Here is a 12,702-nt window from a genome sequence, read left to right as displayed (position 1 = left end):
ATTGGCAATTCGTCTACTATTCTCTTAATTGGTAAAAATTAAAGCATAGTAAAAGAACTGAGTTGTCTCCCCCTAAATGAGTGATTTGACTAGTTTGCTTTTTTGTATCAAATAGAGACTCAGATGGACGATCAATCTTTAAAACAGGCCGCTTTAAATTACCACGAATATCCAAATCCAGGGAAAATCAGCGTCACGCCTAGTAAGCAACTCGTCAACCAACGAGATTTGGCTCTAGCTTATTCACCAGGGGTTGCTGCTCCATGTTTAGAGATTGAACGTGATCCTTCAGCTGCTGCAAAATACACTGCACGTGGCAACTTAGTTGCTGTTGTAAGTAACGGTACTGCGGTTCTTGGTTTAGGTAACATTGGTCCATTAGCTTCTAAACCAGTAATGGAAGGTAAAGGCGTTCTGTTCAAAAAGTTCGCTGGTGTTGACGTATTTGATATTGAAATTGCTGAAAACGATCCAGATAAAATCGTTGATATTGTTGCTTCATTAGAACCAACTTTCGGCGGTATTAACCTTGAAGATATCAAAGCGCCAGAATGTTTCTATATCGAGAAGAAACTTCGTGAACGCATGAAAATTCCTGTGTTCCATGATGACCAACACGGTACAAGTATTATTGTAGGTTCAGCATTATTAAATGCTCTACAACTGGTTAACAAGAAAATTGAAGAAATCAAAATTGTTGCTTCAGGCGCAGGTGCTGCTGCCCTTTCTTGTTTAGATTTACTTTGCGCTCTAGGCGTAAATAAAGAAAATATCATTGTTGCCGATTCTCGTGGTCTACTTACGACTTCACGTGAAGGTTTAGATGAATCTAAAAAACGTTATGTACAAGACATTAAAGCGACGCAATTACATGAAGTAATGGCTGGTGCAGATATGTTCTTGGGTCTTTCAGCTGCGGGTATTCTCACCAAAGATATGGTGAAGCAAATGGCTGAAAATCCAATTATCTTTGCTTTGGCAAACCCAGATCCAGAAATTTTACCTGAACACGCACATGAAGTACGTCCTGATGTCATTATGGCAACTGGTCGTTCGGACTACCCGAACCAAGTAAACAACGCTTTATGTTTCCCTTATATCTTCCGTGGTGCACTTGACGTAGGTGCGACAACCATTAACGAAGATATGAAAATTGCATGTGTACACGCAATTGCACGTATGGCTCATGTAGAAGCTGATGCAGCAACTTATGGTGAAAAATCTGCTTCATTTGGTCGTGACTACTTAATTCCACGCCCACTTGACCAACGCTTGATTTTAGAAATTGCACCTGCTGTTGCTAAAGCTGCAATGGACTCAGGTGTTGCAACTCGTCCTATCGAAGATTTCTCTGCATATCGTCAAAAACTTTCTGAGTTTGTTTATAACTCAGCATTCTTGATGAAACCAATCTTTGCTCAAGCAAAAACTGATCCTAAACGTATTGCATACGCTGAAGGTGAAGATGAGCGCGTATTACGTGCTGTTCAAATTGCAGTTGATGAAGATTTAGCTAAACCAATTTTAGTTGGTCGTACTGCAGTCATTGAAGCAAACATCAAAAAATTAGGCCTACGTTTACAACACGGCGTAAATATTGAGATTGTAGATCAAGAACAAAACCCGATGTATGAAGAGTTTTGGAAAGACTACTATCAAACAATGCAACGTAAAGGCATTACTGTTGAATATGCTCAACGTGAAGCTCGCCGTCGTTCAACTTTAATCGCATCTCTTCTGGTTAAATTTGGTAAAGCAGACGGTATGTTATGTGGTACTTACAGTAGCTATAACATTCACCTTGACTTCGTGCGTAACGTTATTGGTCTTAAAGAAGGTATGAACAACTTCTTCACGCTCAATGCATTAATGCTTGAAGACCGTAACTTGTTTATTGCTGATACGTATGTAAACACTAATCCTACTGCTGAACAACTTGCTGAAATGACAATTTTAGCAGCTGAAGAAGTACGTCGCTTTGGTATTACACCACGCGTAGCTTTACTTTCTCACTCAAGCTTCGGTAGCGACCAGACTGATTCAAGCGCTCAAAAAATGCGTGAAGTTTATCGTATTTTATCTGAGCAAGCTCCAGAGCTTGAAGTTGAAGGTGAAATGCATGGTGATGCAGCATTAGACGAAAGCATTCGTCAATATGCTTTCCCAGGTTCACGTTTTAAAGGTTCTGCAAACTTGCTTATTATGCCGAACCTAGATGCAGCAAACATTTCATTTAACTTGTTAAAAGCAACTTCTGGTAACAACGTTACAATTGGTCCAATTTTGCTAGGTGCTGCTAAACCAGTTCATATTTTGACACCTACAGCGACAACTCGCCGTCTTATCAATATGACTGCTTTAACAGTTGCTGAGATTCAACAACAAGAAAAGTAATTTAGAAACCGCTTTTTACGAAAAGCCTTTCTAATGACTTGAGAAAACCTCTATTCTGTAGCATGATTGCTTGAAGAATAGAGGTTTTTTCATGCAAGTGTATTTAGTAGGCGGTGCTGTTCGAGATTATTTACTTGGGCATCCCTATCAAGAAAAAGACTATGTTGTGGTCGGTGCAACGCCGGAACACATGCTCGCCCAAGGTTTCCAACCTGTAGGCAAAGATTTCCCTGTGTTTCTTCATCCCCAAACCAAAGAAGAATATGCACTTGCACGAACCGAACGAAAGTCTGGTCAGGGATACCACGGATTTCAATTTTTTACTGATACAACTGTAAGTTTAGAAGACGACTTAATTCGTCGTGACTTAACTATTAATGCAATAGCCATGGATCAAGACGGCAAAATATACGATCCATATGGTGGCCAAAGCGACTTAGAAAATAAAATTTTGCGTCATGTTTCGGAAGCATTTGCTGAAGATCCTTTACGGGTTTTACGTGTCGCTCGTTTTGCAGCTCGATATTTCCCATATGGTTTTCAAATTGCTCCTGAGACCTTGCAGCTTATGCACACCATGGCAGAGTCAGGTGAACTAGATGCATTAACACCAGAGCGTGTGTGGAAAGAAACTTCTCGCGCTTTAATGGAAACTCATGCTGATATTTACTTCCAAACTTTGCGTGATTGCGGCGCATTAAAACATCTTTTCCCAGAGATTGATGCTTTATTCGGTGTACCTCAACGCCCTGAATATCATCCAGAAGTGGATTGTGGTGTTCACACCCTTATGTCTCTGCAACAAGCTTGTAAATCGAATTATTCACTCGATGTACGTTTTGCTGTTTTAGTACATGATCTGGGTAAAGCGCTTACTCCAGCCGATGAGCTTCCTCGTCATATCATGCATGAAGAACGTGGAATTAAACCGGTTACTCAATTATGTGAGCGTTTAAGAGTTCCAACACAAACCAAGCAATTGGCATTATCAGTGTGTAAAGAACATTTAAAATGCCACCAGATTATGTCATTAAAACCAGGCACTTTATGGCGTCTATTACAACGCCTAGATGTTTTACGTCGCCCAGAAAGAGTCGAGGCTTTTGTCCAAGCCTGTGAGTGTGATGCAAAAGGAAGATTAGGACTAGAAGATCGTCCGTATCCTCAAGCTCAATATATGCGTGAAGCCATGCAGATTGTTCGCTCTATTAAAGTTCAGGATTTACCAGAGAACATTAAAGGTGCGGAAATTGGTGAAATGCTCATTCAATATCGAATTGAGGCTTTAGCTGAGTTTAAAAACCAACATCAAAGTCTTAGCCATTCTTAATCAGTAGTCATAAAAAAAAGCCTCATCGTGAGGCTTTTTTTTATGAGGTTTTAACGTTTAGGAAGCGGGATATACTGAGATTGAGTATTTTGCGCTTTTCGCTCGCCCACAGTCACAACAAAGTTTTGTTGTTTCCCATCTCGTTCAACCAACACATTAATTTCGCTATTTGGCGCTTGTAAAGCCACGTAATTAATCAAATGAGAAGCCGAAGTAATCGGTTCATTATTTACCTGAACAATTTTATCGCCAACTTTAATCCCAGCTGAAGCCGCTGGACCACTTTTTAATACATCAGCAACAACTACACCTACTGGTGGTTTTGGTGCCAATACATCATCTTGTGTAGGTGGAAGTAAACTAATACCTAACCAGCCACGAACTACACGACCATCTTTTAAAATTGAGTTGAGTACTTGTTGACAAACCTTAGCAGGAATTGCGAAGCCAATACCTAAAGAGCCACCTGATTGTGAAAAAATAGCCGTATTCACACCAATCAAGTTACCAGCCACATCAATTAAAGCCCCACCTGAATTCCCAGGGTTAATTGCTGCATCAGTTTGAATAAAGTCTTCATAGGTATTAATACCTAAATCTGAGCGACCTGTTGCTGAAACAATACCTTGGGTTACCGTTTGCCCAACACCAAACGGATTACCAATTGCTAAAACAACATCACCTACCTCATTACCACTTAACTTAAATGGCAATACTGGCAGCTTATCTAAATCGATTTTAATGACTGCCAAATCGGTATCTGGATCAGTTCCAACAATTGTAGCTTCTGCACGACGCCCGTCATGTAAAGCAACTACAATCTGGTCAGCTTGAGCAATCACATGGTTATTGGTAAGGATATAACCATCAGCACGAACAATAACCCCTGAACCTAAGCTATTTTCATTTTGCTGTTGTTGTTCGGGAACCTGATTTCCAAAAAACTCACGGAAAACTGGATCACTTAATAAAGGATGATTTTGTTTAACTTTCTGGGTCGTAAAAATATTAACAACTGCCGGCGCTGCAACTTTTACCGCAGCACTATAAGACACCACCCCGCCCGTTCGAGAAGTATCCACCAGTGGCTCAACTTTCTCAGCAGGCATTTGCACCCCATCAACTGCAACAGTTGGTTTCGGCTGATGGTATTTTTGCCATGCAATAAAACTGGCAATTACAATAATAAGTAACACCCAAGGTAACCATGTAAAGGTGCGGCGCACGTTCATATCCTCTACGCAAAGAAGTTTTTAATTAAATTAATATATTGAACAAAAAGAGTTTTCAGTTAAGCATTTTAAATTAAATATGTCGATATACACAAAAAACTCAAAAAAGATTTGTCTAGCTTTAGTTACACAACAAAATATGTTTCTATAGCTTTAGCAACTATTTACTACTCAATTCAGGAAATATCATGGCGAATTTGCATGAAATTATTCAGTGGTGCGACCAAACCTTAAAAGCAGCAGAGTTTAAAGATTACGCACCAAATGGCCTGCAAATTGAAGGTTCAACTGAAGTAAAACGTATTCTTTGTGCAGTAACTGCTTCTGAAGATGCAATTGATGCAGCGATTGCTCAAAATGCAGACTTCTTACTCGTACACCACGGTTATTTTTGGAAGGGCGAACCGTATCCAATTACTGGTATGCGAGGCAATCGCATTAAAAAACTTATTCAAAATAATATCTCATTAGTGGCTTACCATCTACCTTTAGATGCGCATCTAAGTTTAGGTAATAATATCGCTATTGCAGAAAAACTAAACTTACAAAATTTAGAACCCCTTGATTTAACCGAGAAACATCCGATTGGTAATATTGGTTATTTAGAACAAGCGCTTTCTGTAGATGAATTTAAAGCAAAACTGCAAAACAGTTTTGATTTTAAGGTGATTCACTTACCAGCTGAAAAACAAAGCATTCAAAAAGTAGGCTTCTGTACAGGGGGCGCTCAAGATTTTATTGCTAAAGCAGCTTTGCAAAACTGCGATGCTTACATTTCAGGTGAAGTCAGTGAACGAACTTTTTATGAAGCAAAAGAATTAGGTGTTCATTATTTTGCCTGTGGCCACCATGCAACTGAACGTTATGGTGTTCAACGTTTGGCACAAGCTATTTCAAAACAGTTCTCTGTTGAAAGTGAATATTTTGAATTGAATAATCCGATTTAATTAAGTCTTTTTTTCAATCTGTGTTATGCGTATTAATTAGATCTTTATTGTGTATAGTTCTTTAAAACGATGCCCTATTGTGAACAGAATCATTTACAATAGAGCCACTTAATATTGTATAACCCAGCAAATGCAAGGAATAGGAACATGACAACCATTACTTTACCTGCACTTCCATATGGCTATGATGATTTAGCGCCACATATCAGTAAAGAAACTTTAGAATACCATCACGACAAACACCACAATACCTATGTTGTTAACTTAAACAACTTAATCAAAGGTACTGACCTTGAAGGTAAAACTTTAGAAGAAATCATTAAAGCAACTGCTGGTGATGCATCTAAAGCGGGTATTTTCAACAACGCTGCTCAAGTTTGGAACCACACGTTCTACTGGAACAGCATGAAGCCAAACGGTGGTGGTAAGCCTACTGGTGCAATCGCTGCTAAAATTGACGAAGCTTTTGGTAGCTATGAAAAATTTGCAGAAGAATTTACTGCTGCTGCAACGACTCAATTCGGTTCAGGTTGGGCTTGGTTAGTTGCTGATGAAGTAAACGGTAAACTTTCTATTACTAAAACTTCTAATGCAGACACTCCACTTGCACATGGTCAAATTGCTGTATTAACAATTGACGTATGGGAACATGCTTACTACATCGATTTCCGTAACTTACGTCCTAAATACATCGCAACTTTCTTAGAAAGCCTTGTGAACTGGGACTATGCAAATGCAAAACTTGCAGGTCAACCAGCTGGTGTAGAGAAATAAGTTTATTTCTTTATAAAAAACCACCCTCTTTAGGGTGGTTTTTTTATTTTTAGTACAACAAAAGCATATTAATCAAGCAAACGATTCATTTTCTTTAATATTCTTATTGACGCTTTTAGATTTCATCCATAAAATGCGCATCAGATTCTCCAATAGCTCAGTCGGTAGAGCGACGGACTGTTAATCCGCAGGTCCCTGGTTCGAGCCCAGGTTGGAGAGCCATCTACTAATCTCCCATAGCTCAGTCGGTAGAGCGACGGACTGTTAATCCGCAGGTCCCTGGTTCGAGCCCAGGTGGGAGAGCCAAGATTCTAAAAGCCCGCATTTATTGCGGGCTTTTTCTTTTCTAATCATTTAATAATTTTCTATTATTTTGAATAAAATCAATGTTTCGAGTATTTTTAAGCCAATCAGTTAGATATTCGCTTTAATTCTCTTATTAACCCTTGACCTAGCCCCCTTTCCTGCCTAAAATCCTTTTCCAGATTCTCCCATAGCTCAGTCGGTAGAGCGACGGACTGTTAATCCGCAGGTCCCTGGTTCGAGCCCAGGTGGGAGAGCCAAGATTCTTAAAGACCCACTCATTACGAGTGGGTTTTTATTTGTATGATGTTATCCCATGTTCGAATCGAGTCATTTATTTTTTATTATTTTAGGTTGCTTAAGCACCTGCATTTTTCTTGTTGTTTGTTTACGTCCCTATTTATTTCCAAAACAAAAATTCTTTGCCCGTCCTGTCATTACTAATTTTGAAACTCAAATGTTTATACGTTTAAAACAGAGTTTCCCAAGTTACCATGTTTTAGCTCAAGTGGCCTTTAGCGCGTTAATTACCAGTAATGACTATAAAATTCGTAGTCAGTTCAACCGCAAAGTTACCGATTTTGTCGTGCTAAACGACAAAATGGAAGTCATCGCAATTATTGAATTAGATGACCCTACCCATCTTGAGAAAGCAGAAGAAGACCGTATCCGTGATCAAATGCTTACGGAAGCAGGTTATATCGTAAAACGATATACAAGCATTCCTAGCGTACGCCAATTACAAAGAGATATTCATTAAAAGCTACTGTTGTCTATTTTCAGAATTTGTAGCTTGTTTTTCAGCTATTCTTTTTTCCATTTCTAAACGTTGCTGCTCATATTGCTTTTTATTCTCAGCATCACTCTTTGCAGCAAAGAAAAGTATTGCAATAATCAAAAAGGGAATCAGTAAACCTAATCCCATTAATAACCAAGGAACAGATTTCTTTTCAACAGGTTGCTGGCTCATAAGTGCTTTAAACTCGAATATCGTTAATTTTAAGATATGTAACAATATAACAAAAAAGAGCCCTTTTTAGGACTCTTTTAAATTGAATATTTTAAATACAAAAATTATTGTGCTACACCAGTGCATTCGAAATTCTTACTCGCATCTATTACTGATGGATCGAGCACTATGTTGGTTTTAGCTGGCATCTTAGATTGAACAAATTGATAAATTTCAGCATTTCTACATACAATCGCTTGAGTATGAGCAGCCCCGTTAACAGGCACAAATGTTACGTCAGTTCCCATTTTTTTAAGACCATTTTGCAGGGCATCCGTGACTGGATATGGTACAGCCATATCAGCAGTACCTTGAACAATCATGACAGGTGAATTAATTTTTTTAGTAGCAGGTTGGTTATCTACCAAGAATTTTTTCACAGTTGGGTTTTCTTGGAAATTACCCGCTAAACCAGGATAATCAGTAACTGTTTTACCAACATTAGTCGCAAGATAATCACGAATATCAGCTGCAAATTTATTATGTAAATCGGTTAAGCACATACCATTTTCGCCTGTAGTACCCTCTGCGAACTCAGCTATACTTTGTGAACGTTGTTGGAAAATTTCACGATAATTAAATTTAGGCTCATAAGCCGTAATACCTACCGTGGTATATGCAGCATATGCAAGTAGCTCAGCATAAACTTCTACAGCCGTACCAATAGGTGCTGTACCAGCTTGCTCTTTTTTAAGAATATCTTGGATTGCTTGTGGTGCAACTGTAGAAATAATATAGCCAAGGCTAGAAGCTGGTGCTGTTGCAACTGCACCTTTATAGTTAGTGTCGTTATTTGCAAACTCTGCAGTACCTAGTGAAGCATGCCCACCTTGAGACTGTCCAATCGACATCCACGCACCGTTTAGCTGATTACCATAATGATCTTTTGCAGCCTTAACCGCTGCAATTGCAGATTTAGCTTCACTTCCCAAATTAAGGTATGGATGCATTCCTCGCGTACCTAAACCTTCATAGTCTGGGGCAATCACAACATAGCCAGCTGCCAATAAAGTATCTGCTAAAATTTTGAAACGTGGATTAATTGTATTATTGCTTGGTGCACAACCATCCCCTACACCTACTGTTCCATGTTCCCAGACCACGACCCGATAACCATCTTTAGGTTGAGCAATTTTAGGGAACATGACAAGTGCCGTTGCTTGAGCAGTTTTCCCTTGTACATTCTCCATGTTATAGGTCATCACTTTGATAGATGCAGCGCCACTTAAACTGTCCTGAGAATAGTTTTTTTCTGAAATATAAGTTTTATCAGGGTTTACACCAGTATAGTCATCATCATTGTCATCACAGGCTGCAAGAAAAAAAGTTGAAGCTGTTAATGTTATAGCTAAAGCAATGTTTGACCGTTTCATACAATATCCTTTTTATGTTATGTGTTATTTATTCCGCATATTTCTTATGCACAAATATTAAGACATAAAAAAAGTGCTCTGCATAGAACACTTTTCAACCTCACGGTCATTTTTACTATATGAAATTTAAAAATATTCCTAGAAAAATGATTAATCCAACCCAGCGATTGTGACGAAATGCCCAGAAACAAACCTGAGGGTTGCGGTCTTTGGTTTTAATTGTTTGATATATAAAATCGAATGCCACAACAATTAAAGCAATGATCGCCCATGGAAATAAAATATTTTCTAAATATAATGCGCTTCCAATCAAAACAAGGCTGGCTACTTGTAAAAGTGCAATAATTTGGATGTCATAACGCCCAAAAAGAATAGCGGTAGATTTCACGCCAATTTTTAAATCATATTCACGGTCTGTAATTGCGTATTGAGTGTCATAAGCCACTGTCCAAGCCAAATTTCCAAAATAGAGCAACCAACAAGTTAGATCGGGAGTTTTACCTACCGCAGTAAAAGCCATAGGAATAGACCATGAAAATGCCGCTCCTAAAAATACCTGTGGCAAGTTGGTATAGCGTTTCATAAATGGATAAATAAACGCTAAAAATAATGCGCCAAATGACCAATAAAAAGTTTCTATAGGCAAAAAGAACAAAAGACATGCGCTTGCTAAAACAAGGCCCAAGAATACGTATACGGCTTCCCTTGCGCGAATAACTCCCGTTGCTAAAGGACGAGTTTTTGTACGCTCTACATGACCATCTACTTTACGATCAGCAAAGTCATTAATCGCACAACCAGCAGCGCGCATAAAAATGACGCCTAAAATCATGACGAATAAAACACCTAAATTAGGTATTCCTTTTGATGCAACCCAAAGTGCCCACATGGTTGGCCAGAACACCAGTTCAGTGCCAATTGGCTTATCAAATCGACATAGATAATAATAAGCTTCTAAACGCTGACGCCATGTTGTGCCTGTTGCAGTCGTCATAGTAATTCCTTGTCGTGCTGCTGATATAAAAAAGCTTCAAAAGCCGGTAAGAATGTTTCTTGAACAATAAATTTACATCCATGCCAAGTATAGCAACTTTGTCGCGTCCAGCCTTCTGGTAAGCGAATAACACGGCGATCACACAGAGGTGTTGTTCTTTGAAATAAAAAACGGCCTATCGGTTTAGAACCAATATGCTGAAATATACGGGCTTTTTTTTGTAAACTTTGAATTGGAAAAATACTTTTTGCTTTTACCCATGGCTCAACTTCACAGCCATATAAATAGGTTTCCCTCACCCATGAAGTGTGGATATGAGGCATACTCATCCATTGACTGTCTGCAAAAGTTAAACGTTGAAAGTGTTCTTTAAAAGGCTTTACGCTGAACTGTCCGCCGCCAAGTTCAGTCAATTGTTGGGTCAGAGAACCAGACGCATACAACCATGTTTTCAATGCAGGATTTAAAACTTGTTCCTGTTTAAGTACTGGTTGTCGTTTACGCATAATCTGCTCACATGAAAACTCGCACCTAGTTTACCCCAAATTTTTGATAAAAAACGTAGAGAATTCAATCAACACTCTAAGCAATAAAAAAGCCTGCATAAGCAGGCTTTTTTATGAAATACGTATTACAAGCTGTAGTACATATCGAATTCAACTGGGTGAGTAGTCGTGTTAAGACGACGTACATCTTCAGTTTTAAGTTCGATGTATGCATCAAGCATTTCTTTAGTGAACACGCCGCCTTTTAACAAGAATTCGTGATCTGCTTGAAGTGCTTCAAGAGCCATATCTAAGCTATGAGCAACTGTTGGAATTTTTGCTTCTTCTTCTGGAGGAAGATCATACAAGTTCTTGTCAGCAGCTTCGCCCGGATGGATCTTGTTTTGGATACCGTCGATACCAGCCATTAACAATGCAGCGAAACCTAAGTATGGGTTCATCATTGGGTCTGGGAAACGAGCTTCGATACGCTTACCTTTAGGGCTAGAAACGTATGGAATACGGATAGATGCAGAACGGTTACGCGCTGAGTAAGCAAGCATAATTGGTGCTTCGAAGTGAGGAACCAAACGCTTGTACGAGTTTGTAGATGGGTTTGTGATTGCATTCAATGCACGAGCGTGCTTGATGATACCACCGATGAAGTACAACGCCATTTCTGAAAGGCCAGCATATTCATCACCAGCAAACAAGTTCTTGCCATCTTTAGAGATAGACATGTGAACGTGCATACCAGAACCGTTATCACCTACCATTGGTTTAGGCATAAACGTAGCTGTTTTTGCATATTGATGTGCAACGTTCCAAACAGCATATTTGAACTGTTGAACTTCGTCAGCTTTACGAACAAGAGTGTTGAAGCTCACACCAATTTCTAACTGGCAAGAAGCAACTTCGTGGTGATGTACTTCTACACGACCTGGGCCCATGATGTCTTCGATTTTTGCACACATTTCTGCACGCATATCTTGTGAAGAATCCACTGGAGGAACTGGGAAGTAACCGCCTTTCACACGTGGACGGTGACCAGAGTTACCAGACTCATAGCTGTTACCAGTAGACCAAGCAGCTTCTTCAGCGATTAATGTATGACGAGCGCCAGACATATCGATGTCCCACTTCACTTCGTCAAATACAAAGAATTCTGGTTCTGGACCGAAGAATGCAGTATCACCGATACCTGTAGATTTTAAGTATTCTTCCGCACGGCGAGCAATCGAACGTGGGTCACGCTCATAACCTTGACCAGTTGAAGGTTCAATAACGTCACAAGTCACAACTACAGTTGGTTCAGCAAAGAACGGGTCGATGAAACCAGTTTCTGCATCTGGACGTAAGATCATGTCAGACGCTTCAATGCCTTTCCAACCAGCGATTGAAGAACCATCAAACATTTTACCGTCTTCAAAAGTATCTTCATCAATAGAATCAGCTGGGTAAGTTACGTGCTGTTCTTTACCCTTAGTATCAGTAAAGCGAAAATCGACCCATTTTGCGCCACTTTCTTGTATGAGTTGAAGGACCTTGTTCGCCATGCTCATTTTGCTCCAATGAAATTTTGTTGCACTTGTTAAGTGCGTGTTAGTTGCTGGTATTTATTAAGCAATTCTCATACCAACTTTATAAGACTTACCTAAAACATTGAATTACTTATAAGTATTCATGATTTAGGCCCCTTGTCTTGAACCCATTATACTGTTTGCTTGTGCAAATGCACCATATTCACACATTTTCAAATTATGGCATATTTAAACAGCTCATTATTGCCCTAATTTAGTGCAAAATTGTTGCACTGATATAATTCGCTGCATCAATTTCTAACAGTCGTTCCTGATCATAA

General features: G+C 39.2%; 11 protein-coding genes and 3 tRNA genes. 8 read left to right on the top strand and 6 right to left on the bottom strand.

Annotation, left to right across the window (positions count from 1 at the left end; translation table 11 throughout):
• Nucleotides 1-123: 123 nt before the first annotated feature.
• Nucleotides 124-2,394: an NADP-dependent malic enzyme gene (locus tag ACH8JV_RS01325; protein WP_151817803.1), complete on the top strand. Its 2,271-nt coding sequence runs from the start codon at nucleotides 124-126 to the stop codon at nucleotides 2,392-2,394.
• Between the two features lie 91 nt (nucleotides 2,395-2,485).
• Entirely contained in the window at nucleotides 2,486-3,724 is a 1,239-nt protein-coding gene (locus tag ACH8JV_RS01320; protein WP_396463047.1) for a multifunctional CCA addition/repair protein, read from the top strand.
• Nucleotides 3,725-3,774: 50 nt separating this feature from the next.
• Here the strand turns inward: ACH8JV_RS01320 and ACH8JV_RS01315 are convergent, their stop codons facing one another.
• Nucleotides 3,775-4,950, bottom strand: coding sequence for a S1C family serine protease (locus ACH8JV_RS01315; RefSeq protein ID WP_151817802.1), 1,176 nt, complete (start codon nucleotides 4,948-4,950; stop codon nucleotides 3,775-3,777).
• Nucleotides 4,951-5,144: 194 nt separating this feature from the next.
• Here ACH8JV_RS01315 and ACH8JV_RS01310 point away from each other — a divergent pair, with 194 nt between their 5' ends.
• The 6 genes from ACH8JV_RS01310 (at nucleotide 5,145) to ACH8JV_RS01285 (ending at nucleotide 7,740) form a co-directional block, all read left to right on the top strand.
• Nucleotides 5,145-5,903 carry a Nif3-like dinuclear metal center hexameric protein gene (locus ACH8JV_RS01310; protein ID WP_396519299.1) on the top strand — a complete coding sequence of 253 codons (759 nt, stop codon included), beginning with the start codon at nucleotides 5,145-5,147 and terminating at the stop codon, nucleotides 5,901-5,903.
• A gap of 147 nt (nucleotides 5,904-6,050) precedes the next feature.
• Complete coding sequence (locus tag ACH8JV_RS01305) at nucleotides 6,051-6,677, top strand: superoxide dismutase (RefSeq protein WP_000208083.1); 627 nt, start codon at nucleotides 6,051-6,053, stop codon at nucleotides 6,675-6,677.
• Nucleotides 6,678-6,823: 146 nt separating this feature from the next.
• Nucleotides 6,824-6,899: transfer RNA gene (locus tag ACH8JV_RS01300), tRNA-Asn, on the top strand.
• An 8-nt stretch (nucleotides 6,900-6,907) separates the two neighbouring features.
• Nucleotides 6,908-6,983 (top strand) — tRNA-Asn (locus ACH8JV_RS01295).
• Between the two features lie 181 nt (nucleotides 6,984-7,164).
• Nucleotides 7,165-7,240, top strand: a tRNA-Asn gene (locus tag ACH8JV_RS01290).
• Nucleotides 7,241-7,296: 56 nt separating this feature from the next.
• On the top strand, nucleotides 7,297-7,740 hold the full coding sequence (locus ACH8JV_RS01285) for a DUF2726 domain-containing protein (protein ID WP_396519297.1): 444 nt from the start codon (nucleotides 7,297-7,299) through the stop codon (nucleotides 7,738-7,740).
• Nucleotides 7,741-7,743: 3 nt separating this feature from the next.
• Here ACH8JV_RS01285 and ACH8JV_RS01280 read toward each other — a convergent pair whose 3' ends face one another.
• The 5 genes from ACH8JV_RS01280 to glnA all read right to left on the bottom strand — a co-directional run bounded on the left by ACH8JV_RS01280 (nucleotide 7,744) and on the right by glnA (nucleotide 12,403).
• Nucleotides 7,744-7,950, bottom strand: coding sequence for a hypothetical protein (locus ACH8JV_RS01280; protein WP_396519295.1), 207 nt, complete (start codon nucleotides 7,948-7,950; stop codon nucleotides 7,744-7,746).
• Between the two features lie 104 nt (nucleotides 7,951-8,054).
• Entirely contained in the window at nucleotides 8,055-9,362 is a 1,308-nt protein-coding gene (locus ACH8JV_RS01275; protein ID WP_396519293.1) for an alpha/beta hydrolase family protein, read from the bottom strand.
• 115 nt (nucleotides 9,363-9,477) lie between these two features.
• Entirely contained in the window at nucleotides 9,478-10,356 is an 879-nt protein-coding gene (gene ubiA, locus ACH8JV_RS01270; RefSeq protein WP_396519291.1) for a 4-hydroxybenzoate octaprenyltransferase, read from the bottom strand.
• Nucleotides 10,353-10,862, bottom strand: a complete 510-nt coding sequence (locus ACH8JV_RS01265; RefSeq protein ID WP_396519289.1) for a chorismate--pyruvate lyase family protein — start codon at nucleotides 10,860-10,862, stop codon at nucleotides 10,353-10,355. Before ACH8JV_RS01265 ends, ubiA begins: the two co-directional genes overlap by 4 nt.
• Before the next feature lie 125 nt (nucleotides 10,863-10,987).
• On the bottom strand, nucleotides 10,988-12,403 hold the full coding sequence (glnA, locus tag ACH8JV_RS01260; protein ID WP_171057781.1) for a type I glutamate--ammonia ligase: 1,416 nt from the start codon (nucleotides 12,401-12,403) through the stop codon (nucleotides 10,988-10,990).
• Nucleotides 12,404-12,702: the final 299 nt, after the last annotated feature.

It is taken from the genome of Acinetobacter sp. ABJ_C5_2, from assembly GCF_044538485.1.
GTDB lineage: Bacteria > Pseudomonadota > Gammaproteobacteria > Pseudomonadales > Moraxellaceae > Acinetobacter > Acinetobacter nosocomialis_A.
The sequence above is the reverse complement of the archived record's forward strand: the minus strand, read 5'-3'. Positions and strand labels throughout refer to the sequence as shown.